General features: G+C 64.0%; 23 protein-coding genes. 13 read left to right on the plus strand and 10 right to left on the minus strand.

Going from position 1 to position 21,615, the window contains the following annotated elements; genetic code table 11:
• Window positions 1-54 precede the first annotated feature (54 nt).
• The 13 genes from AC58EF_RS23520 (at window position 55) to AC58EF_RS23580 (ending at window position 12,983) form a co-directional block, all read left to right on the plus strand.
• Window positions 55-732: a nitroreductase gene (locus AC58EF_RS23520; RefSeq protein ID WP_497278899.1), complete on the plus strand. Its 678-nt coding sequence runs from the start codon at window positions 55-57 to the stop codon at window positions 730-732.
• 150 nt (window positions 733-882) lie between these two features.
• Entirely contained in the window at window positions 883-1,623 is a 741-nt protein-coding gene (locus AC58EF_RS23525) for an SDR family NAD(P)-dependent oxidoreductase (protein WP_497278900.1), read from the plus strand.
• Between the two features lie 227 nt (window positions 1,624-1,850).
• Complete coding sequence (locus tag AC58EF_RS23530) at window positions 1,851-2,456, plus strand: TetR/AcrR family transcriptional regulator (RefSeq protein ID WP_497278901.1); 606 nt, start codon at window positions 1,851-1,853, stop codon at window positions 2,454-2,456.
• A gap of 483 nt (window positions 2,457-2,939) precedes the next feature.
• On the plus strand, window positions 2,940-4,403 hold the full coding sequence (locus tag AC58EF_RS23535) for an aldehyde dehydrogenase family protein (RefSeq protein WP_497278902.1): 1,464 nt from the start codon (window positions 2,940-2,942) through the stop codon (window positions 4,401-4,403).
• A gap of 137 nt (window positions 4,404-4,540) precedes the next feature.
• Complete coding sequence (locus AC58EF_RS23540; protein WP_497278903.1) at window positions 4,541-5,689, plus strand: alkene reductase; 1,149 nt, start codon at window positions 4,541-4,543, stop codon at window positions 5,687-5,689.
• 140 nt (window positions 5,690-5,829) lie between these two features.
• Window positions 5,830-6,570, plus strand: a complete 741-nt coding sequence (locus tag AC58EF_RS23545) for an SDR family oxidoreductase (protein ID WP_497278904.1) — start codon at window positions 5,830-5,832, stop codon at window positions 6,568-6,570.
• 49 nt (window positions 6,571-6,619) lie between these two features.
• Window positions 6,620-7,921 (plus strand): MFS transporter, encoded by a 1,302-nt coding sequence (locus AC58EF_RS23550; RefSeq protein WP_497278906.1) that lies wholly within the window; start codon window positions 6,620-6,622, stop codon window positions 7,919-7,921.
• Between the two features lie 79 nt (window positions 7,922-8,000).
• Complete coding sequence (locus AC58EF_RS23555) at window positions 8,001-8,993, plus strand: alpha/beta fold hydrolase (RefSeq protein ID WP_497278908.1); 993 nt, start codon at window positions 8,001-8,003, stop codon at window positions 8,991-8,993.
• A 156-nt stretch (window positions 8,994-9,149) separates the two neighbouring features.
• Window positions 9,150-9,812, plus strand: a complete 663-nt coding sequence (locus tag AC58EF_RS23560; protein ID WP_497278909.1) for a TetR/AcrR family transcriptional regulator — start codon at window positions 9,150-9,152, stop codon at window positions 9,810-9,812.
• Window positions 9,813-10,211: 399 nt separating this feature from the next.
• Entirely contained in the window at window positions 10,212-10,940 is a 729-nt protein-coding gene (locus tag AC58EF_RS23565) for a helix-turn-helix transcriptional regulator (RefSeq protein ID WP_497278911.1), read from the plus strand.
• Window positions 10,941-11,043: 103 nt separating this feature from the next.
• A complete protein-coding gene (locus AC58EF_RS23570) occupies window positions 11,044-11,712 on the plus strand; it encodes an acyl-homoserine-lactone synthase (protein ID WP_497278912.1) in 669 nt (222 codons plus the stop codon).
• Window positions 11,713-11,778: 66 nt separating this feature from the next.
• Entirely contained in the window at window positions 11,779-12,006 is a 228-nt protein-coding gene (locus tag AC58EF_RS23575) for an EexN family lipoprotein (RefSeq protein ID WP_497278913.1), read from the plus strand.
• A gap of 41 nt (window positions 12,007-12,047) precedes the next feature.
• The gene (locus AC58EF_RS23580; protein ID WP_497278914.1) at window positions 12,048-12,983 is read left to right on the plus strand and encodes a HEPN domain-containing protein; all 936 of its coding nucleotides are present in this window, start codon (window positions 12,048-12,050) and stop codon (window positions 12,981-12,983) included.
• 201 nt (window positions 12,984-13,184) lie between these two features.
• On the opposite strand, the gene AC58EF_RS23585 is transcribed toward AC58EF_RS23580, so the two are convergent.
• Genes AC58EF_RS23585 through AC58EF_RS23630 form a run of 10 tightly spaced genes read right to left on the minus strand, consistent with a single transcriptional unit; the run spans window position 13,185 to window position 21,614 of the window.
• Window positions 13,185-13,412 (minus strand): DUF2274 domain-containing protein, encoded by a 228-nt coding sequence (locus AC58EF_RS23585; RefSeq protein ID WP_497278915.1) that lies wholly within the window; start codon window positions 13,410-13,412, stop codon window positions 13,185-13,187.
• Window positions 13,409-14,653: a TraB/TrbI/VirB10 family type IV secretion system protein gene (locus AC58EF_RS23590; protein ID WP_497278916.1), complete on the minus strand. Its 1,245-nt coding sequence runs from the start codon at window positions 14,651-14,653 to the stop codon at window positions 13,409-13,411. The genes AC58EF_RS23585 and AC58EF_RS23590 overlap by 4 nt, the downstream gene beginning before the upstream one ends.
• On the minus strand, window positions 14,650-15,630 hold the full coding sequence (gene trbG / locus AC58EF_RS23595; protein WP_497278917.1) for a P-type conjugative transfer protein TrbG: 981 nt from the start codon (window positions 15,628-15,630) through the stop codon (window positions 14,650-14,652). The genes AC58EF_RS23590 and trbG overlap by 4 nt, the downstream gene beginning before the upstream one ends.
• The gene (gene trbF / locus AC58EF_RS23600) at window positions 15,627-16,310 is read right to left on the minus strand and encodes a conjugal transfer protein TrbF (RefSeq protein ID WP_497278918.1); all 684 of its coding nucleotides are present in this window, start codon (window positions 16,308-16,310) and stop codon (window positions 15,627-15,629) included. The genes trbG and trbF overlap by 4 nt, the downstream gene beginning before the upstream one ends.
• Before the next feature lie 3 nt (window positions 16,311-16,313).
• Window positions 16,314-17,600: a P-type conjugative transfer protein TrbL gene (gene trbL / locus AC58EF_RS23605; RefSeq protein ID WP_497278919.1), complete on the minus strand. Its 1,287-nt coding sequence runs from the start codon at window positions 17,598-17,600 to the stop codon at window positions 16,314-16,316.
• Window positions 17,597-17,833, minus strand: a complete 237-nt coding sequence (gene trbK-alt, locus AC58EF_RS23610) for a putative entry exclusion protein TrbK-alt (RefSeq protein WP_497278921.1) — start codon at window positions 17,831-17,833, stop codon at window positions 17,597-17,599. The genes trbL and trbK-alt overlap by 4 nt, the downstream gene beginning before the upstream one ends.
• A 10-nt stretch (window positions 17,834-17,843) precedes the next feature.
• Window positions 17,844-18,557 carry a P-type conjugative transfer protein TrbJ gene (trbJ, locus tag AC58EF_RS23615; RefSeq protein ID WP_497278922.1) on the minus strand — a complete coding sequence of 238 codons (714 nt, stop codon included), beginning with the start codon at window positions 18,555-18,557 and terminating at the stop codon, window positions 17,844-17,846.
• Window positions 18,554-21,019, minus strand: a complete 2,466-nt coding sequence (trbE, locus tag AC58EF_RS23620) for a conjugal transfer protein TrbE (protein ID WP_497278923.1) — start codon at window positions 21,017-21,019, stop codon at window positions 18,554-18,556. Before trbE ends, trbJ begins: the two co-directional genes overlap by 4 nt.
• Window positions 21,016-21,288 carry a VirB3 family type IV secretion system protein gene (locus AC58EF_RS23625; RefSeq protein ID WP_497278924.1) on the minus strand — a complete coding sequence of 91 codons (273 nt, stop codon included), beginning with the start codon at window positions 21,286-21,288 and terminating at the stop codon, window positions 21,016-21,018. The genes trbE and AC58EF_RS23625 overlap by 4 nt, the downstream gene beginning before the upstream one ends.
• Window positions 21,288-21,614, minus strand: coding sequence for a TrbC/VirB2 family type IV secretion system protein (locus AC58EF_RS23630; RefSeq protein WP_497278939.1), 327 nt, complete (start codon window positions 21,612-21,614; stop codon window positions 21,288-21,290). The genes AC58EF_RS23625 and AC58EF_RS23630 overlap by 1 nt, the downstream gene beginning before the upstream one ends.
• Between the last annotated feature and the right edge of the window lies 1 nt (window position 21,615).

Consider the following 21,615-nt stretch of genomic DNA (forward strand, 5'->3'; position numbering starts at 1 on the left):
GCGTCGATGAGTGGCCAACTCACCAGTTTCAATACTCAAGATTGAGAAGATAGAATGTTCGATTCAGAGGAATTTGGCGACCTTGTTCGCTGTCGGCGGTCTATTCGCAGCTTTTTGTCGATGGAAGTGCCTGACACGATCCTCCGGTCGGTTCTGGACGATGCGAGACACGCGCCGTCGAATTCGAACATCCAGCCTTGGTTCGTGCACATCGTGTCTGGTGTTACGCGCGACAAGCTCAGCAAGGCGATGCTCGCGGCCGACGAAGAGGGACGACATACTCCAGACTATCCCTGGGGCTATGACGAGCTGCAGGGCGTTCATAGCGACCGGCAGAAGGAACAAGGCGCCACCTATTTCCGGGCGCTTGGAGTGGCGCGAGAGGCTATCGACGATCGACGGGAGGTCGTGCGACGCAATCTGGCGTTTTTCGGAGCACCTCATGCCTGCCTGCTTTTCATGCCCTCCTATTACGGCGGAGTGCGAATGGCCGGCGATGTGGGAATGTATGCGCAGACATTCCTATTGTCTTTAGCGGCGCATGGGCTCGCCGGCGTTCCACAAACCTACCTCGGTTTCTTTGCCGACACGGTGCGCGAGATCCTGGATATCGATCCATCGCTAAAGATGCTGTTCGGCATCTCCTTCGGATATCCCGATCTGATCGCTCCAGCTGGCAACTATCGGAGCAGCCGAGTCGCGATAGACGAAACCGTCACCATCCATCGCTGAAGCTATCACGCCAGCGTGCGGGCAGCACCTTTCGCGAGCGCACGATCCGGCCTCGAAACTCATTTCTAAAGCGATCGATATAGAATGCCTTGACGCTTCCTGTCTCTCACCCTAGCTAATTCTCTATCGTTCACTATAGAAAGAATGTTCATGAAAGAGTTGGTTGGAAAGCGTGCCCTCGTAACCGGTGCCTCGCGAGGCATTGGCGCTGCCATCGCGTTGGCTCTCGCCGAAAAAGGTGCCGACGTCGCGATCACCTATGCAGGATCGGCTGACAGCGCCGCGGCCGTCGTCAAGGCAATCGAGGAAAAGGGGCAAAAGGGCTTCGCCATCCAGGCAGACAGCGCCGATCCCGCAGCCGTCAAGCGTTCGGTCGACCAAGCCGCAGAGGCCTTGGGCGGACTAGACATTCTCGTGAACAATGCCGGGATCATAATCTACAACCTGATTGCCGATATTGCCGTCGACGAGATCGACGCGATGTTCAGCGTCAACGTGCGGTCGCCGATCCTCGCTGCCCAGGCTGCCATCCCCCATTTGCGAGCCGGCGGACGCATCGTCTCGATCGGATCGGCCGGCGTCGATCGCATCGTCGGCGAGCCCGGTTCGGTCTATTACATGACGAAAGCGGCTCTTCAGGCATTCACCCGCGGGCTGGCGCGCGAACTCGGGCCGCGCGACATCACCGTCAATCTTGTCCAGCCGGGATCGACCAACACCGACATGAACCCCGCCGACGGCGAATCCTCCGATTGGCAGCGCTCGCTGATGCCACTGGGCCGCTATGGTGAGGGCGCGGACGTAGCCGCCGCGGTCAGCTTCTATGCCAGCCCCGCGGCGAAGCACATCACCGGAACGATCCTCAACGTCGATGGTGGTTTGAACACCTGATCGCTGGCTTCCGCCTGCACTGAAGTCTTCGGCGGATCGGCGACTGCCGATCCGCCGAAGGGTTGAGGTGCTTGGCCGATGCTATTGCCGTCCCGGTCGTCCTGCCAGGCTTCTCGTTTGCGACGCCCCTCTCTCCCGTAGCGCAGCCGCATCTTTTTTCAGGCCCCCCTTGATCCGCTCATCCCAGCACTATATTAGACCGGTCGTCTAGTTGATAGGAAGCGAGAATGCCTACCGTGCCGAAATCTGAGAGGGCCAGCGATGTAAGGTCTTACATCCTCGATACGGCTCAGCGGCTTATTGCAGCGAAGGGATTCTCCGGCGTAGGGCTGAACGAAATCCTGCTCGGCGCCGATGTTCCGAAAGGTTCATTCTATCACTATTTCGCTTCGAAAGAAGCGTTTGGCCGAGATCTTCTGGAACATTATTTCAGTAAATATCTTGCCGAAATCGACACGCTATTTGCCGACGAGCACTTACCGGCGCGCGAGCGATTGGCCGCTTACTGGAGCTTCTGGAGAGATAATCAGGAATCTGAAGATCCGGAGGGCAAGTGTCTTGCGGTCAAACTCGGTGCCGAGGTTTCTGACATTTCTGAGGATATGCGCCTCGCACTGAAAAACGGAACCTCCGCGATCATAAGCCGATTGTCGCGGGTGGTGAAGGAGGGGCTGGCGGACGGCTCGATCGAAAGTGCACGGAACCCCGATGATCTCGCCGAAACGCTCTATCAGCTTTGGCTGGGCGCGAGCATCATGATGAAGATTGTGCGCAATGCGGCTCCCTTCGACGCCGCTGTGGCCGCAACCGATCAGATCCTGTCCGGAAAATAGCAGGGAGACCAGGATAGGCCGCATTCCTTTCCACCAGCAGCGAGTGGGTTTAAGTCAATCGTATACGACCGGTCTAATATTACCGTCCAGTATGATCTGCACGTCCCACTAAGCGCGCATCTAGCGGAGGCGTTGACAATGTCATTTATATAAGTGATTAGTCCGTCATATAAATAGCGGAACGAGTTTCGTGCCGGGTCCATCTTAGCCCTCTTGCACGGGAGGTCCGACGACGCGGCAACGCGATTTGTTGAAAGGAGAGACGTGACAAAGACACCGGACGTCGCCGATCGAATGTATTTCATCGAGGGACGGGGCGCTCAACCCAAGCGCAGAAAATAGCGTCATCCGACATGCGTGCCGTCACCGCGCCAACGGCGACGGCACACCGAGCAAGGCCGCATGTCGCGGCCTCGAACCAACGGGTCGGCGGAAAAACCTTTCCGAACTTCCGCTGCCCGCGACACCACCAGGAGTAGTATCATGAATTTGATTACCACCATCGAGAAGCCGGCGGCAAATGCCGACTTCTTCACCGGTACGTTCCATCTTACGATCGGCGGCAAGCTGGTCGAGGCGGAGGACACGTTCGATGTCATCAACCCGGCGACCGGCAAGGTTCTGGCCAAGGCGCCGAACGCCACCCCTGAGCAGCTCGATGAGGCCATCGCCGCAGCCAACGCTGCCTTCAAGGGGTGGTCGGCGCTCAGTTATGATGAGCGCCAAGTCTATATGGAGCGTTTTGCAGATGCGCTGGAGGAGCGTCGCGACGATCTGGTTCTCCTGCTGACGCTGGAGCAGGGCAAGCCGCTCAAGACAATGGCAGCCCGCGAGGTCGATCAGGCGATCTCCTATATCCGCCAGATCGCCAAGCGTCGCATTCCAGTCGAGATCGTCGAGGAGAACGACACGCACATCGTCGAGCTGCATCATGTTCCGCTCGGCGTCGTCGGCGGTATCACGCCCTGGAACTTCCCGGTGCTGCTGTCGCTGTGGAAGGTCGCGCCCGCGCTGATCACCGGCAACACCTTCGTGCTGAAGCCGACGGAGTTCACCCCGCTCACCGCGCTCCGCTACGGCGAAATCGCGCAAAGCGTTCTTCCGGCCGGCGTGTTGTCGGTCGTATCGGGCGACAAGGCACTCGGACCGGTACTCACGGCCCATCCGGACATCGCGAAGATCAGCTTCACCGGATCGACCGAGACCGGCAAGCATGTCCTCCGCGCTGCAGCGGGCACGGTCAAGCGCGTGACGCTCGAACTGGGCGGCAACGACGCAGCCATTGTGCTACCCGATGCCGATTATAAGGCGATCATCCCGCAGCTCTTCTGGGGAGCGTTCGGCCATCAGGGGCAATGGTGCGTCGGCATCAAGCGCCTCTATGTCCCGCACTCGTTCCATGCAGACTTCGTGACGGCATTCGTCGACTATGCGAAGACGGTAAAGGTCGGCGACGGTCTCGATCCCGAGGTCGGTGTCGGCCCTGTCCAGAACAAGATGCAGTTCGAGAAGCTCAAGGGCTTCCTTGCCGACATCAAGGCGAATGGTCACAACATCGTCCTTGGCGGCGAGATCGACGAGAACCAGTCGGGCTATTTCTTCCCTATCACGGTCGTCGACAACCCTCCCGAGGACAGTAAGATTGTGCAGGAAGAGCAGTTTGGCCCGATCGTCCCGATCATCGCCTATGACGATGTCGACGATGCAGTGAACCGCGCGAACGCCTCGATCTACGGGCTTGGCGGATCGGTCTGGGGGCGCGACACCAAGGCCGCGGTCGCCGTCGCCAACCGGATCGAAGCCGGCATGGTGTGGGTCAACGAGATCCATACCCAAGGCGTCGACATCCCCTTCGGCGGGGTCAAGCAATCGGGAATGGGGACCGAGCAGGGCCATGAAGGCCGCCTGCTCTTCACCAATGCGAAGACGGTGCTGATCCACAAATAGGGACTGGTTCCCGGCGGGGCGGCTCCGCTTGGGAGCCGCCCCGTCCGGACATGCAATCCGCAGTCAGGAACAACCGCTTCCGGTCGATTCGCGGCCGGGGCCAGGGGCGCCGCGTGCCGTGCGTCCGGAGAAATGAAATGATCAACCAAGCGTATTTCGACCCGGTGCAGCTCGGTCGCCATAGGTTGCCGAACCGCATCGTGCTGCCGCCGCTCACCCGCCAGCGCGCCGCCCAACCGGGCAATATCGCGACGGACCTCATGGCCGAATACTACCGCCAGCGCGCGAGCGCCGGATTCATGGTGACGGAGGGCACCCAGATCGAGCCGCGGGGCCAGGGCTATGCCTGGACGCCGGGCATCTACACCGCCGATCAGATCGCAGGCTGGCGCAAGGTCACCGGTGCGGTCCATGCCGAGGGCGGCATCATCTTCGCGCAGCTCTGGCACGTCGGCCGCGTTTCGCACAATGCCCTGCAGCCGAATGGCGACGCACCGGTTGCGCCTTCCGCGATCCCGCCGCAGAAAGTGAAGGCGTTCATCGAGACCGCGCCCGGAGCGGGCGAGTTGGTCCTGCCGCCTACGCCGCGCGCGCTGACCGTGCCCGAGATCAAGGATCTGGTGGACCTTTACGCGCAGGCGGCTCGCAATGCGATCGAAGCCGGCTTCGACGGTGTCGAACTGCACTGCGCCAATGGCTATCTGGTCAACCAGTTCATCTCGGCCCACGCCAATAGACGCACCGACGCATATGGCGGCTCTCTGCAGAACCGCCTTCGCTTCCTTCGCGAAATCGTCGCCGCGGTAGCCGAGGCGATCGGAGCCGATCGCATGGGCGTCCGCTTCACGCCGCTGTTCGAAAGCACCGACCAGGACCGCGTCTATATCGGGCTTGTGGAGGACGATCCGCACGGCACCTATGTGGAAGCGATTAAGGCGCTGGAAGAAGCCGGCGTCGCCTATCTGTCGATCGCCGAGGCGGATTGGGACAACGCGCCGGACCTACCGCCGGGTTTTCGCCTGGCGGTGCGAGAGGCCTTCTCCGGTCGCATCATCTATGCCGGCAAATACACCGTCGAACGCGGCGCGCGCCTGCTCGAGACCGGGCTCGCGGACATGATCGCTTTCGGCCGCAGCTTCATCGCCAACCCGGACCTGCCGGCGCGCATCGCCAATGGCTGGCCGCTGAATCCGCTCGACCCCGCGACGCTTTATGGCGGCTCGGAGAAGGGCTTCACCGACTATCCGGCCTACGAGGTCCGGATGCTGGAGACGGCCGCCGAATGACGCGGCGCAACCGTTAGCGGCGCCCCCCCGGGGGCTGCCGCCGGACCGGAAGGGATCCGCCCCCGATTCCTTCCGGTCCCAGCATACGACGCGCGGTCGCGCCCGGTGTGCTCAGCGCAATTGACCAAATGGAGTTGAACATGAACGAAGAAATCGAAGGCAAGGTCGTCCTGATCACTGGCGGCAGCACCGGCCTGGGTGCCGAGACTGCGCGGCTGCTTGCCGCTCGCGGCGCCAGGGTCGCAGTCGCCGCCCGCCGCGAGGATCTGCTGGATGCGGTCGTGGCCGAAATCGAGGCGTCAGGCGGAACGGCGAGGCCCTATGTGCTGGACGTGACCGACAAGACGCAGGTCGAAGCCGTGGTCGCGGCCGTCGTGGCAGACTTCGGCCGGCTGGACGTGCTGGTCAACAACGCCGGCGTGATGCCGATCCGTCCCATGTCGGAGGCGAACACCGACGAATGGGACCGGATGATCGACGTGAACCTGAAGGGTGTCCTCTACGGTATCGCCGCCGTGCTTCCGCGGTTTCTGGCACAGGAAAGCGGCCACATCATCAACCTGAGTTCGGTCGCCGGCATCAAGGTCTTCGCACCTGGTGGCACCGTCTATTCAGGCACCAAGTTCGCGGTCAGCGCGATCTCGGAAGGTTTGCGTCAGGAGGTTGGCGAAAAGGTGCGCGTGACCTCGATCGAGCCGGGCGCCGTCGACAGCGATCTCAAGCTGGGCACGTCCGGCGCCGCCAAAGACACGGTTCTCGACTTCTACAGGCAGGCGATCCCGGCATCGTCGGTCGCACGCGCGATCGCCTTCGCGATCGAGCAGCCGGCCGACGTCGATATCAATGCCATCGTACTGCGACCGACCAGCCAGCAGTTCTGAGCCCGAACCGGCACGGCGTCACGCCCGGATAAAGCGATTGGATAGTCAGATGTTGGACACATGCACACGCCAGCAACCGGCCCCGCCAGATACCTACGTTGAGTGGGCGCCAAGGGGAGCCCCGGCGAGGCGCTCGCAGATACCGCTTGGCATCGCGATCGCCTGCCTGGTCCTGGTCGCCTTGGGGCTTCGGCCAGGGATCGTTTCGATAGGCCCGGTTCTGCCTGATGTGATCCGCGAATTCGGCCTGTCCTATATGCAGGCATCGCTGCTGGCCGCGATCCCGACCCTTCTGATGGGACTGCTCGCGCTGGCGACACCTTGGCTCGCGCAACGCTTCGGGCGCGACCGAGTGATCATCGCGGCGCTTCTCGTGCTCGCCCTAGCGACGTCCGGCCGCGCCTTTGCGCTATCCACGGCAGCGCTCTTCGTCGCGACGGCCGGGATCGGTGCCGGGATCGCAATAGCGGGCGCGCTTGTTCCCGCATTCGTGAAAGCGAGCTTCCCGGGCCGGGCCGCCACGCTGATGGGAGTCTATGCGTTGGCGCTGTCGGCGGGCAGCACCTTTGCAGCAGGCGCGACCGGCGTTCTCGCGCATCTCTTCGGAAACTGGCGGGCTCCGGCCGGCCTGTGGGCCTTGCCGGCGCTCGTCGGTATCGTCGCGTGGCTCTATGTCGAGAAACGCGGGCGTGCTGCGTCCAACAAGAGTGAGGCGCCGCCGCAGCACCGACTGCCGGTCCGCAACCTCACTGCCTGGCTCATCGCCGCCTTCTTCGCGTTCAACAACCTGCTGTTCTACAGCTACGTCTCTTGGATCGCGCCGGTTTACATTGAGCTGGGGCATTCCCCGACATCCGGCGGGCTCATCCTGGCCTGCTTCACGTTCGCTTTCATGGCGGCGACCCCTCTGTTCGGCGCGATCAGCCGTAACGAAGATCGTCGGCTGTGGCTCGCGCTGGGCGCAGGCATCAGCTTCGTCGGCGTCGCATGGGTGGCGATCGCACCGGTCTTTCTGCCCTTTGTCGCCGTCTCGCTGATAGGATTCGGCGCGGGCGGGGCTTTCGCGCTGGCGATGACGCTCCCGCTCGACAACGCCCGGACGGATGGCGAGGCAACCGCCTGGAACGCTTTCGTGATGCTGGTGAGCTATCTCGTCGGCGCGACAGGACCGGTACTGGTCGGCTTTCTCCGAGACGCGAGCGGCAGCTTCCAAGCGCCCTTATGGGGGCTCGTCGCGGTCAGCGCGGCGATGCTGGCCACGACGCCCTTTCTTCAGCCCCATCATCATCGCCTGGCCGTCACCAACGTACCGGGGCACGGCGGCAGAACCCGAGAAGGAGAGCGGAAATGAAAGTCTTTATCATCGGCATTGCTGTCGGGGCGCTCAAAGCGACTTTACCGCCCATCACGCCGAAACGGAGGTGAGGACGATGACCTCTGCAAATCATCCGCGCCGCACATTTCTCGCAATGCTTTCGGCAGGACCGATCCTGTCCGTCCTTCCGCAAAGTTCGCTGGCTCAATCGGCGGCATTTGCCGCTAAATCGAAGGAGAATGTCATGCCGACGATCCATTATCGTAAGAAGAAGGTTGGTGATGTGGAAGTCTTCTATCGCGAAGCAGGGCCGGCTGATGCGCCGGTGATCCTGCTGCTCCACGGCTTTCCGTCCGCCAGCCACATGTTTCGCAACCTGATTCCGCAGCTGGCCGATCGCTACCGGGTGATTGCGCCCGATTTGCCTGGGTTCGGGCAGACCAAGGCGCCCCCGCGCGGCAAGTTCACATACAGCTTCGACGCGCTGGCCGACGTCGTCGACGGGTTCGTCGATGCCATCGGGCTTAGCCGGTACGCGCTCTACATCTTCGATTACGGCGCGCCGACCGGGCTGAGGTTGGCCATGAAGCATCCCGAGCGGGTCACGGCGATCATCTCGCAGAACGGCAATGCTTATGTCGAGGGATTCAGCGATCAATGGGGTCCCTGGGAAGAATACTGGCGTGAGCCCAGCGAAGCCAACCGGGAAGCGTGCCGGCCCTCACTGGCCCCGGACACGATCCGGAACTGGCAATATGGCACCGGTTCCGACCCGAACCTATTGCCGCCCGACGGCTACGAACTCGACATCGCCTATATGGCGCGGCCGGGCGCGGAGGAGATCCAACTCGATCTGATCCTCGATTACCGTACCAACGTGGCGCTGTATCCGGCCTTCCACGCCTATTTCCGCAAGCATCGTCCGCCGCTACTCGCCGTATGGGGACGGCATGATCCCGCATTCATCCCGGCCGGTGCCGATGCCTATCGGCAAGACCTTCCGGACGCGGAGATCTACTTGCTCGACGCGGGTCATTTCGCGCTGGAGACACATCATCGTGAGATTGCGGCGCACATGTGCGATTTCCTTGGCCGCAAGCTGCGCTGATCTTGGCCGCTCTCAGGGCTTTCACCCTGAGAGCGGCCCCAGTGAGGTTGGCTTGGCATAGGTAGCGCCCAGATATTTTCGTCAGCAGGCGACACCACTGACCGCGGACTTTTTGTCGGGTTGTTAAAGCGCTTGCGAGCATATATGTATTGATCGATGCAGAAATATATCGCCCCGGAGCCTTGTAAGAACGAGAAGACTTCACGCCCTCGCGGGCGTCCTCGCGAGTTCGATCGCGAAGCCGCTCTAGCGCAGGCCACTCGCCTGTTCTGGACCAAAGGCTATGAGGGGACATCGATCATCGATCTTACCAAAGCGATGGGGATCGGCGCGCCGAGCCTGTACGCAGCATTTGGATCGAAGGAAGCGTTGTATGCGGAGGCGCTGCGGCACTACGGCGAAACCTACCAACCGCTGTTCTGGCGCGGTTTCCAAGGCGCCCCCACCGCACGTGAAGCAGTTAATGCCCTGCTGCTCGATACCGCTGCTGCGTTAAGCGGAGGCCGAGACGGCACTTCTGCCGGTTGCATGGTGGCGCTCTCGTCCGTCGGCGCTGAGGGCTGCGAGCAGCTCAACGAGCTTTTGCGATCGGAACGTGCGGTCGGACTAGAGCGCCTGAAGGCTCGCTTTGAGCAGGCGGTCATCGCCGACGAGATTTCTGGGTCGGTCGATCTCCATGTGCTCGCTCGCTTCGTGCAGTCGGTGCAGAGTGGCATGTCCATCCTGGCGCGGGATGGCGCCAGGCGTGCCGAGCTGGAGGATATCGCTGGCGTCGCCATGGCAGGTTGGGACGCTCGTGTCAGGGGGCACGCCTCTTGATGATCTGCGAACGCGTGCTCGTCCGTGAAAGCTACGCGGCACGGCCGCTTTCTCTCTTCAGTTGCAGCCCGGATTTTCGACCGGCGGGCAGCTAAAGTCGTCAAGCGCTGACGGGTTCGCGTTGTCCCCCGACGATCGAGCTGACTGAGCGGCGGCCGTCATCATCCATCTACAGGAGGTCTGCCATGAACACGCTGTACGATCATCCGTCGTGATCCGGATGTCGGGCGTCGCAATCGATCGTTTTGGGTCGCCCATCTCTTCATGACCGTTACACCACGACAATGTGAGGCAGATGGGAACTGCGCACGGCGACGTAAGGGACGACCCGCCCGGCTGCAGGCTGGGACTGTTCAGGCGGGCGATAGTGAACGTATGTCTTGTGTATTACTCGACGATTTGGCTGCGGAAATCTACGCCACTACTACCGATATCCAGCTTCACGCTGCAATGAGGCGGGTTCGAGAGCAGCTCCGCTTCGATCATTTCGCGATAGCTTATGAGCATCATTCTCGCGACGCGGCGCGCGCGAGCTTTTTAATCCACGATTATCCCGACCCTTGGGCGCAGACATATATCGGCTTCGATCTCGCAGGAAACGATCCGGTCCGACGCGCGTGCGAGCGAACTATGACCGGCTTCGCTTGGCGCGATCTCGGCCGATTGGTGCCGCTCACCAATGGTGATCACCGGATGCTTATGGTCAGCGGTGCCAACGGAATCGCCGATGGATACACGGTGCCCCGGCATCTGCCCGGCCTTGCGAGTGGCTCTTGCACCTTCGCAATGCGTCCCGACAAGGCTCTTCCCGGCGACATGTTGGGCGCTGCCGAGATTCTCGGCGCCTACGCGCTGGCCGCCGCGCGACGCATCGCCGATACCGTGCCGGACATACCGAAACCGGTGCTGACCGAGCGCCAGCGCGAATGCGTCTTATGGTCGGCCCGCGGCAAGACCGCGGCGGAAACGGCCGCTATCCTCGGCATCACCGAGGACACCGTCGTCCAGCATCTCAAAATCGCTCGAGAGCGGTACGATGTCCATTCAGGTTACGCGCTCGTCCTCTGTTCGCTCTTCGACGGGCTGATCAGCTTCGCCGACATCCGACGCTGGTGGTATTTCAAATAGCGTCGCCGGGGGTGGCCGTGGCCACCCCCATTTCTTGGTATATCGGCGCGCGCCCAACATGACTGATTAGGCGGCACTTCCGGACTCGAAGGAGCCGCCCTCCATGACCGATACCTTAGAGCGAGCGCCGGTGGCGCCTGCTGCCGGCGCCATGCGCGCGATGTTCGCCGCCCGCAAACAGGTCTTCATCGACCTGCTCAAATGGAATCTGCCGGTTCTTGCCGGGGAATATGAGATCGACCAGTTCGACGATCCCGACGCACGCTATCTGATCTTGATGAACGATGGCCGTCATCGGGCCTCGACGCGATTGCTCCGCACGGACCGGCCGCATCTCCTGGGCGACCTTTATCCCTATCTATGCAGCGGGCCGGTGCCCAGAGGTGCGACCACCCTAGAAATCACGCGCTTCTGCCTCGATCGCTACCAGACTTCGGCCGATCGCCGTGCGGCTCGTAATCAGCTCGTCTCGGCGTTGGCGGATATAGCGATCCGGGACGGCATCAGCGACTATACGGGTGTCGCCGAACTGGCCTGGTTCGAGCAGATCAGATCGTTCGGCTGGCACTGTGAAGCGCTTGGCTCTCCTCTCTCCCTCGGTCGCGACACGCTGATCGCGCTGCACATCCGCATCGACGACCGGACGATCGCCGGATTGCGACAGACGGGGGTGTACGCCCCGCTTACGATGCACTTGGTCGAGGACGATGTTGTCACCTGCGCCAAGGCTATCCCGCCCGAGCAGCCGGCACCGCAGCCAGCTTGTGCATGATGGTAACGCTCCGGCGTTGATTCAGCTCTCCCTCTCCATCAAGACAACGATATCGAAGGATGCTTCATGAAACGCGGGGTCGTGTTTGCCGCTATCGTCGGATCATTGTTGGCTGGATGTGGCACGCAGGCGCCGCGGGCGACGGCCTATTTCGCCGCGCATCTCGACGAGGCTCGTGCGCTGGTCGATGCCTGCCGCGCTGGAACCAAGCGTGGCGCGGAATGCACCAACGCGGATGCTGCCGTTCAGGAGGCCGACGGGCGCGAGCGCTTTAAGTATTTCCGGCGCGATTGACCGAAAAGACGATCATGCGTCCCTGAACGTCGGGGATGCCGGTGCGCGCTGATCTCGATCATCTGCCTCCCCAGAAGCGGCGCGAGCTGGAGCGGATCGTCGAGATTGTCTTCGAAGAGTTCGAAGACGCGCTGGCCCTCGCCAAGCAGGGCTGGAAGAAGCGCGGCCGGATCGAGAAGATCATCCTCTATGGCAGCTATGCGCGCGGCGGTTGGGTCGACGAGCCGCACACCGCCAAGGGCTACCAATCCGATTTCGACCTGCTGATCGTCGTCAACGATAAGCGGCTGACCGACCGCGTCGATTATTGGCTGAAGCTGGAAGAGCGCCTGCATCGCGAGCTGGCGATCACCAAGGCGCTCAAGACTCCGGTCAACTTCATCGTCCACACCCTTCAGGAGGTGAACGACGGGCTGGCGCATGGCCGCTACTTTTTCATGGACATTCGGCGCGACGGCATCGCGCTCTATCAAGTCGCCGACGACGAATTGCATGAGCCGAAACCGAAGACGGCGGACCAAGCCCTAACGGCAGCCCTGGAATATCGGGAAGAATGGCTCGCGAGCGGTCAGCAATTCCTGGAAACCGCAAAGTTCGCGATCCAGCGGGGGTGGACCAAGAAGGGCGCCTTCCTGCTCCACCAGTCGGCCGAGGCCTATTATCACTGCGTGCTGCTGGTCGTGACCTTCTATACGCCGCACGTCCACAATCTCGGTTTCCTGCGCACCCAGGCCGAGCGCCTCGACCGGCGCCTCATCGATGCCTGGCCGCGTGAAGATCGAGCCGATCGCGCTGCCTTCGAGAAGCTCAAGGAAGCCTATGTGAAGGCGCGCTACTCCAAGCACTATCGGATCAGCGGCGAGGAACTGGCGTGGATCGTCGATCGCGTCGAAGCTCTGCGCGGCGTCGTCGAGGTGATTTGCGCCGAACGAATCGCGGCGATCGAAAACGACGTCGACGTTTCGCGCTCGCAGTGACCGAGCGTTGGGAAACGCACGCTGGGAGCGCGCACTGACGCCTTTAGCTGGGGAGGCCTGGACATACGCGCCAGAGCCCGGTCACGCGCCCTTCTTGCGACTGACGCATAATAGATTTTCTGTGAATCGCCGTGCGTTACAAGCGAAATTATATCCAGTCCGAAGCGATGCGGTGATCGCGGCGTCATCGACAACAATGTCCTAGATGGTGCCTCGGCTGCGCAGCCGGGCGAACGCGCGATCCGTACCCATGAACCGCTCCAGCATCGGACCGATCAATCGTTCGGGCGCCAACGGTTGGCCGATACCGGTCTCCTTGGCGTGCGCCTCGGCATAGCGCTGAAGGTCGCGGAACGTCGTGGCCGGCAGGTCCACCGTCACCTTGACCGGCTTGTCGTCCTCGATCCGGCCGAGCCTCAGCTTGGTCATGGCATTTCTCCTTCCGGCTCGACGATGAGATCGCGCGTTACGATCACGCGCAGCGGAAAGCCGGGCCGAATGTTCAGCGTAGGCGGTATGTTTGCCTCGCGCTGGACGAGCTGACGACCGGTCTGGTTCACCATATCCTGAGTGCCGTAGCGCAGCGCCCGCGTCAGCGCGTCGTCGCCATCGGTCGCGAACTCGGTGCCGACGCCGAGCAGCGTCGATACCAGCGCCGCTTTGAGCATGTTGCCCCAATGGTAGTCGGTCCGGTCCTGCAGGCCGGCATAGCCGGCCGCATCGGCGCCGGGCTGGCGATCGAGGAGGATCGATCGGCCGCCGGGCAAGATCAGCCGGTCCCAGGCCAGGAGCACCCTATTCTGCCCGGCCGACACGTCGCTGCTATATTCGCCGATCAGCCGCGCGCCCTGCGGGATGAGCAGGATCTTGCCTGTCGGGCTGTCATAGACGTTCTGCGTGACCTGGGCGGTGATCTGGCCGGGCAAATCGGAGCGGATGCCGGTGATCAGCGCCGCCGGGATGATGCTCCCCGCTTGAAGGACGTTCGCCGACGGCGGGGCCGTGACCCGCTCGCTGCTTACCGTGGTGCGGTTTGCTCCGATTTGAAGGAAAGTCCGATTCGCGGCTTGGCCGGTCGGTGTGGGCGTTGCTGCATCCGCGGGGTTTGCGCTGGTCTGGCCAGTCACCGGCTGACCCGGCAACCCGATCGCGGCGGCGCTCGCCGTTTCGGCCTTTGCGCTGCCGAGGAACAAGGTGCTGGTGCGTGCAGAATCGCGCTCCTGCTCGACCCGCTGCCGCGCCTGCTCTGCGCGCTGGGCGGCCGGATCAGGTGGGCTGCCGGCGCCCGACCCGATCGGCGGGGTGGGCACGGATTGCCCATTGTTTTGGGCACTCAGGATCGGACGGCCGAGATCGCCCGGCAGCGGCGGACCGAGCTTCGGCACCTTGGAATAGTCCGAAGGCGCGGAAACCACGACGTCCGCCTTGCTGTTGTGTTGGTCGCTATACAGGTTCTGCGGCGGACCGGCCGGGCCGCGCGGTTGCAGCGCATAGATCAGCGAGCCACCGATTCCGAGGCCGGCGGCTAGCCCGACAATCGCGAGGGTTTTGCGCGACAGTCGCGTGACCCGCGGTGGGGAACCCCGCAACCGGAAGGCTGCCGGGTCGCTCGCGGGCGCCACCGGTGCCCCAACCGATTCCTGTACCGCCTCGTGTGGCTCCTCGCTCATGACCGCCCCCGGCGGCCACGGCCGGTATCGTCGCGCGTGATACGGACCGCCTGCGGTTTCTTCTTGGCCCCAAGCCGCAGCTCGGCCGCGCCGAACAGGCGGTCGACCACTAGATAGCGGCCCTGCACGCGGTAGTTCACCAGTTCGGCGGCACCATCGGTGCCAAGCACGAACAGCGGCGGCATCTCGGTCGTGCCGATCCCTTCCGGAAACTCGACATAGGTCTGCTGGCCATCGTCGAACGCGCGGACCGGCCGCCACGGAGGCATATCGCCGTCGATCCGGTAGCGGAAGTTGAGCGCGGCCGGATCGATGCCGGCGGCGATCGGCGCGGCTTTCTCGCGCTCTGCCTTCGTAGCCCGGAGCGCCACCAGCATGTCCTGCGGATAGGTCCACGACACCGCCGCCATATAGGTGGCCGGCATCGCCCGCAGTTCGAGGTGATAGGTGCGCCGGTCGGTGTTGATAATCAGGTTCGTGACCAGATCGGCGCGGGTTGGCTTCACGAGGATATGGACCCGCTTCGCCGCCGCAGCGCCGCTTACCGTGTCGCCGATGATCCAGCGGACGGTATCGCCGGCTGCCACCGGGCCGGGACCGACCAACTCCTCGCCTTCCTGAAGCGCGATGTCGGTGATCTGCCCCGGTGCCGCATAGACCTGATAGAGCGCGCCGTCGCTGTAGGGATATTGCTGGATGGCGTTGAGCCAGGCACCGCGATCAGGCTCGATCCGTGCGGCGGCATTGGCCCGGCTGATCCGGTCGGCCGGCAAACCTTGCGACTGCGACGGCTGGATCGGCTTCAACTGTCCGGGAAGCGGGAGGGGCGTCGGGATCGCGACGATCACCGGCGGGCGGTCGGCCGGTCCCGCTGGCGGCGGAGCTTGCTGTGCCCAAGCGGGCGGCGCGCCCAGCAGCGCCGTCGCGATCAGGCAGGAGTGAAGCGGCCGGCGCGCGGCCTTCATGCGCTCGCTCATTGGCTGATTTCCTTCGACCAGTTGAGGGCGTCGACGAAGACGCCGAGTGGATTCTTGCGCAGGCCGTCGGGCGTGCGCGGCGTATGGATCGCGATGGTCAGGATCGCCGACCAGCGTGTGGTGTCGGCGAGCGAACCGTCCTGACAGCGACGCTCGGTCCAGGCCACCCGGAAGCTATCGGGCGAGGCCCGGATGACGCTCGAGACGTCGACCGCGACCTGCGCCTTGCCGACCACAGCGAACGGGTCGTTGCTGCGGGCATAGTCGTTGAGCGCCAGCGCGCCCTTGTCGGTGGTGAAATCATAAGCGCGGAGCCAGTCCTGTCGCAGCACGATCGGATCGGCCGGGATCGAGCGGACATGCTCGATGAAGCGTGCGAGGTGGAACGCGATCTGCGGATCGGCCGGGCGATAGCTTGCATCCGCCGGGGCTACCGCCTGCGCCTCGCCCAGCTTGTCGACCTGCACCACCCAAGGCACGATCGTACCGCGCGCCGACTGCCAGACGAGCCCGCCGGCCAGTCCCCCGGACAGGGCTAGGCAACCGAAGAAGGCGAGCCGCCAATTCCTGGCCTGGACGCGCGCCGATCCGATCCGGTCGTCCCAGACCTGCTGCGCGCGCTGATAGGGCGTCACCGGCTCGGGCGATTGCCCGTAGCGGATCGAGGGGCGTCGAAACATCGATCAGTCCTTCTGCGTGATGTCGGGTCCGGAGCCGCCGCCATGGCTGTCCCCGGATTTGAGGGTGTGGGAGGCGAGCGTGACGCCATGCGTAACGGTCTGGCGCCGCTTCATTGCCGCGGCCCATGCCGGTTGGCCGCCGCTTGGTTCACCGGGCGCAGTGGCTGGCGTGCTGCCGCCACCCGCACGCCCGGCCGCGAAATTCCCACGCAGGCTTTCCGTCGCCCGGCGCAGCGGCGACATGGCGGCATTGCCGGCGCTGCGGCCGACATTGGCGAGACCGCCAGCCACGGCAGCGCCGCCGCTCTTGCCGGCCGCACCGGCCTTGTAGGCCGCCGAGGCCGCACCGGCGCCCCTTGCGCCTGATGCTGCGGCGGTGCCGAGCGCACCGGCAGCAGCTCCGCCGGCGAGACCGCCCAACGCGGCGCCGCCTGCGATCGTCGCGCCGGCTGCGAGTGCCGTGCCCGCCGCCGCGCCAGCGCCGAGCTGAGGGCCTCCGCTCACGATGCCATTGGCGATGCCGGGACCGAAGATGCCGAGACCGAACAGGGTCAGCGCGGCGAGCGCGATCGACATGACCTCCTGAACCGTCGGCTCGGGACCGACCGCGCCGGTGGTGAAATGGCTGAAGAGCGTCGTGCCGATGCCGGTGATGACCGCCAGCGTCATCAGCTTGATGCCCGACGAGATGATGTGCCCCAGCACACGTTCGGCCATGAAGGCGGTGCGCCCGAAAAAGGCGAAGGGCAGCAGGATGAAGCCGGCGAGCGTCACCAGCTTGAACTCGATGATCGTGACGAACACCTGGATCGCGAGCACGAAGAAGGCGAGCACGACGATCACCCAGGCAATCAGCAGCACCGCGATCTCGACGAAGTTGGTGAAAAAGCCGACCGGGCCGAGCAGGTCGGCGGTCGCATCGAGGAGAGGCTTGCCAGCGTCGAGGCCGGTCGCCGCGACCGTGCCCGGCTTCAGGAAGTCGCCGATCGCGAGTCCGCTGCCCGACGCTTTCAGGCCGATGCCGGCGAAGCTCTGAAACAGGATATTGGCGAGGTTCGAGAAGTTGCCGATGATGTAGGCGAACACGCCGATATAGAGCGTCTTCTTGACCAGGCGCTCGAGGACGTCCTCGTCTGCGCCCCAGGCCCAGAATAGCGCCGCGATGGTGACGTCGATCGCGATCAGCGTGGAGGACAGGAAGCCGACCTCACCGCCGAGCAGACCGAACCCGCTGTCGATATAGCTGGTGAAGACCGACAGGAAATTGTCGATCACCCCGGTATCGGTCATGGCCTGCTATCCTTGCCCAAGAAATGCTGACGCCGGGCCTCCCAGGCCGCATCGCAGCCGCTGTCCGGCATTGTGATCGTCCGGCAGCGCGGCGGGATCGCCGTGAACGCATCCGGTGCCGTGGCCGAGGTGCCAACGGCCTCCGGAGCTGAGGCTGGCGGATGCAGCGCCGAACCAATCGCGAGCGCCAGCATCACTCCCCCGATCAGCCCGCCGACCGCGATCTTGGCCATCGGCTGCATGTCAGTCGCCGCGGAACCGGCGGAAGCGTTCGCGGCTCTCGGCTTCGGTCGCGGCGTCGCGGGCCGCATTGAGCGCTTGAGCACGGCCCTGCGCGGCGACGGCTGCGGTCAGGTCGGCGAGCTGCTGCGATTGCAGCGCGAGGAGCTGATTGCCGGCCTGGGTCGCCTGGAGCGCGCCGCTGGCCGACTGGCTCGACGATACCAGCGTGTCGATCGAGGACTTGGCGCCGTCGATGTTGCCGACCACGCCCGCCTGCACCTGTAGCGCATCCTGCAATGCGCCGACGCTGTCTTTCCAGCGGTCGTTGGCGTTGGCCACCATCTGTGCCTGGGAGACGCCCAAATTGGTGCCGCTATAGCGGGTCGTGAACGCCGTTTGGATGTCGCGCACATCATAAGCGATCCGCTGCGCTTCGGTGAGAAGCTGGCGGGTGCGCTGCACCTGGCTTTGCAACGTCGACAGGGTCGAGATCGGCAGGCTTGCCAGATTCTTCGCCTGATTGATCAGCGACAATGCCTGGTTCTGGATCTGCTGGATCTGGTTGTTGACCTGCTGCAGGCTGCGCGCTGCCGTCAGCACGTTCTGCGCATAATTGCTGGGATCATAGACAATCCCGCCAAACTGCGCGTGGGCCGGAGCGCTCACCGCGACGCCGGACACAGCCGACAGGACCAGCGCTGCAACATGCAGGCGCCGCATGGGAAACCGCTTCATGGTACGTCCTCCTTCGGGATGAAGTCGTGGGTGGTGGTCACCTCGGGTTCGGCGACAAGGTCGGCTGCCCAGGCGAGACCGCGATGTCGGAGCCAGGCGCGGGCGAAGCCGGCGCGGCCATGCTCCGCGACCAGTTCGGCGATGTGGCGCTGGTCGGTTTTCGAAGAGGCCGCCGCGAAGGCGAGCGCGACATCGCCCAAGCCAAGGTCGAACAACCGGTTGCCGCGCCGTGACTGGCAGTAGTAATCGCGCTTCGGCGTCGCCCGAGCGAGGATCTCGATCTGGCGCGCGTTCAGCCCGAACCGCTCATAGATGCGCGTGATCTGCGGTTCGCCCGCCCGCTCGTTGGGCAGGAAGATGCGTGTCGGGCAACTCTCGATGATGGCCGGCGCGATCGTGCTGGTCTCGATGTCAGCGAGGCTCTGCGTCGCGAAGATCACGCTCGCATTCTTCTTGCGCAGCGTCTTCAGCCATTCGCGGAGCTGCGCCGCGAAGGCCGGGCTGTCGAGGACGAGCCAGCCTTCGTCGATGATGATCATCGTCGGCCGCCCGTCGAGCCGTCCTTCGATCCGGTGGAAGAGATAGGCGAGCACCGCCGGGGCCGATGCTGCACCGACCAAACCTTCGGTCTCGAACGCTTGGATCGAGGCCTGGCCGAGAAACTCGGTCTCGGCATCGAGCAGCCGGCCCCACGGACCGCCCACGCAATAGGGCGCCAGCGCCTGCTTCAGCTCATGGGCCTGAAGCAGCACCGCGAGCCCGGTCAAGGTCCGCTCCGCGATGGGCGCCGTGGCGAGCGAGGTCAGCGCGGACCACAGATGCTCCTTGGCCTGTGGATCGATCGTCACGCTCTCGCTGGCGAGGATCGCGGCCAGCCAGTCGGCCGCCCAGGCTCGCTCGGCGGTCTCATCGATCCGGGCGAGCGGCTGGAGCGTCACGCTGCCGCCAATCTCGGCGTCGTCGAGCGACTGGCCGAGATCCTGCCAGTCGCCGCCCATCGCCAGTGTTGCGGCCCGGATCGAGCCGCCGAAGTCGAAGGCGAAGATCTGGTTGTCGAAATATCGCCGGAACTGGAGCGCCATCATGGCGAGCAGCACCGATTTGCCGGCGCCGGTCGGGCCGACGACGAGCGTATGCCCGACATCGCCGACGTGAAGGGATAACCGGAACGGGGTGGAGCCTTCGGTCCTTGCGAACAGCAAGGGGGGCTGACCGAAATGCTCGTCCCGTTCCGGCCCCGCCCATACCGCTGACAGGGGGATCAGGTGGGCGAGATTGAGCGTGGAAATCGGCGGCTGGCGGACGTTCGCATAGACTTGGCCGGGCAAGCTCCCGAGCCAGGCTTCGACCGCATTCAGGCCTTCGATCATGCAGGTGAAATCGCGACCCTGGATCACCTTCTCGACGATCCGCAGCTTCTCTGCCGCCATAACGGGATCGCGATCCCAGACCGTCACGGTCGCGGTCACATAGGCGATGCCGGCATGGTCGGCGCCCAGCTCCTGCAGCGCGAGGTCGGCATCCGTCGCCTTGTTCGCCGCGTCGCTGTCGGTGAGGACCGACTGTTCGTTGGTCATCACCTCCTTGAGGATCGCGGCGATCGACTTGCGCTTGGCGAACCACTGCCGGCGGATGCGTGTGAGCAGCTTGGTCGCGTCGGTCTTGTCGAGCATGATCGCGCGCGTCGACCAACGATAAGGGAAGGCCTGCCGGTTCAGCTCGTCGAGCAGCCCCGGAAAGGTCTCGGTCGGAAAGCCGGTGATGGTGAGCGTGCGCAGATGATGTGCGCCCAGCTTCGGTTCGAGCCCGCCGGTCAGCGGCTCGTCGGCGAGCAGCGCATCGAGATAGACAGGCGTCTCGGGCACGCGAACCCGCTGGCGCTTGGTCGACACGGTGCTGTGCAGGAAGGTCAGGGTCTCGCCGTCGTCGAGCCAATCGGCCTCGGGCATGAACCCTTCGACCAGATGGAACAGGCGATCACTGCGGTCGACGAACCCTTTCAGCAAAGCGTGGGGATCGACGCCATTGGAGGAGCGTCCCTCGTAGATCCAGTTTTCGGCGCGGGCGGCGTCCTCGGCCGGCGGCATCCAGACTAGTGTGAGATAGTAGCGGCTCTCGAAATGGGCGCCTTCCTCGCGGAATTGCTCGCGCCGTTCGAGGTCGACCAGTTCGGACGCGGCATCGGTGAAGACCGATTCCGGATAGTCGACCGCCGGCAGTCGTTGCGCTTCGACGAAGATTGCCCAGCCGCTGCCGAGCCGGCGCAGCGCATTGTTGAGCCGCGCGGTCACGGCGACCAGTTCGGCCGGCGTCGCGCTGTCGAGATCGGGGCCACGAAAGCGCAGCGTGCGCTGGAAGCTGCCGTCCTTGTTGAGGACAACGCCCGGCGCCACCAGCGCCACCCAGGGCAGGAAGTCCGGCAGGCACGCTGCCTTCGAGCGATATTCGCGCAAGCTCATCATGGCCGCATCCAGGTCGGGTAGCGAAGGTGGCGCCGGGCCACGTCGACGAAGCGGGGGTCGCGGCGAGCCGCCCAGACGCCGAGCGCGTGCCCGATCACCCAGAGGGCAAGCCCTGCGATCCAGAGGCGCAGCCCCAGCCCGAGGGCGCCGGCCAGCGTGCCGTTGAGGATCGCCACGGCCCGCGGCGCACCTCCCAGCAGAATCGGTTCGCTGAGCGACCGATGGACCGGCGCGTAATAGCCCGGCACGAGGTCGGCGCCGCCTTCCATCAGATCAGCGCTCCGCCGCCGAACGAGAAGAACGACAAGAAGAAGGACGATGCGGCGAACGCGATCGAGAGGCCGAACACGATCTGGATCAGCCGGCGGAAGCCGCCCGACGTCTCACCGAACGCGAGGCTAAGACCCGTGACGATGATGATGATCACCGCAACGATCTTCGCCACGGGACCCTCGATCGATTCGAGAATCGAATTGAGCGGCGTTTCCCAGGGCATCGACGAGCCCGAGGCATAGGCCGGGCTGGCGAGCAGCGGCAGGCACAGCACCAGGCCGATGCCGGTGAAAGTGGCGCGCGAAAGGCGACGCCGAACCATG

The sequence above is a fragment of the Sphingobium sp. WR1 genome, assembly GCF_059693745.1.

Coding starts and splice junctions, on each gene's coding strand:
- AC58EF_RS23520 (WP_497278899.1), top strand. CDS start 55: ATGTTCGATTCAGAGGAATTTGGCGACCTTGTTCGCTGTCGGCGGTCT.
- AC58EF_RS23525 (WP_497278900.1), top strand. CDS start 883: ATGAAAGAGTTGGTTGGAAAGCGTGCCCTCGTAACCGGTGCCTCGCGA.
- AC58EF_RS23530 (WP_497278901.1), top strand. CDS start 1,851: ATGCCTACCGTGCCGAAATCTGAGAGGGCCAGCGATGTAAGGTCTTAC.
- AC58EF_RS23535 (WP_497278902.1), top strand. CDS start 2,940: ATGAATTTGATTACCACCATCGAGAAGCCGGCGGCAAATGCCGACTTC.
- AC58EF_RS23540 (WP_497278903.1), top strand. CDS start 4,541: ATGATCAACCAAGCGTATTTCGACCCGGTGCAGCTCGGTCGCCATAGG.
- AC58EF_RS23545 (WP_497278904.1), top strand. CDS start 5,830: ATGAACGAAGAAATCGAAGGCAAGGTCGTCCTGATCACTGGCGGCAGC.
- AC58EF_RS23550 (WP_497278906.1), top strand. CDS start 6,620: ATGTTGGACACATGCACACGCCAGCAACCGGCCCCGCCAGATACCTAC.
- AC58EF_RS23555 (WP_497278908.1), top strand. CDS start 8,001: ATGACCTCTGCAAATCATCCGCGCCGCACATTTCTCGCAATGCTTTCG.
- AC58EF_RS23560 (WP_497278909.1), top strand. CDS start 9,150: ATGCAGAAATATATCGCCCCGGAGCCTTGTAAGAACGAGAAGACTTCA.
- AC58EF_RS23570 (WP_497278912.1), top strand. CDS start 11,044: ATGACCGATACCTTAGAGCGAGCGCCGGTGGCGCCTGCTGCCGGCGCC.
- AC58EF_RS23575 (WP_497278913.1), top strand. CDS start 11,779: ATGAAACGCGGGGTCGTGTTTGCCGCTATCGTCGGATCATTGTTGGCT.
- AC58EF_RS23585 (WP_497278915.1), bottom strand. CDS start 13,412: ATGACCAAGCTGAGGCTCGGCCGGATCGAGGACGACAAGCCGGTCAAG.
- AC58EF_RS23590 (WP_497278916.1), bottom strand. CDS start 14,653: ATGAGCGAGGAGCCACACGAGGCGGTACAGGAATCGGTTGGGGCACCG.
- trbG (WP_497278917.1), bottom strand. CDS start 15,630: ATGAGCGAGCGCATGAAGGCCGCGCGCCGGCCGCTTCACTCCTGCCTG.
- trbF (WP_497278918.1), bottom strand. CDS start 16,310: ATGTTTCGACGCCCCTCGATCCGCTACGGGCAATCGCCCGAGCCGGTG.
- trbL (WP_497278919.1), bottom strand. CDS start 17,600: ATGACCGATACCGGGGTGATCGACAATTTCCTGTCGGTCTTCACCAGC.
- trbK-alt (WP_497278921.1), bottom strand. CDS start 17,833: ATGGCCAAGATCGCGGTCGGCGGGCTGATCGGGGGAGTGATGCTGGCG.
- trbJ (WP_497278922.1), bottom strand. CDS start 18,557: ATGAAGCGGTTTCCCATGCGGCGCCTGCATGTTGCAGCGCTGGTCCTG.
- trbE (WP_497278923.1), bottom strand. CDS start 21,019: ATGATGAGCTTGCGCGAATATCGCTCGAAGGCAGCGTGCCTGCCGGAC.
- AC58EF_RS23625 (WP_497278924.1), bottom strand. CDS start 21,288: ATGGAAGGCGGCGCCGACCTCGTGCCGGGCTATTACGCGCCGGTCCAT.
- AC58EF_RS23630 (WP_497278939.1), bottom strand. CDS start 21,614: ATGGTTCGGCGTCGCCTTTCGCGCGCCACTTTCACCGGCATCGGCCTG.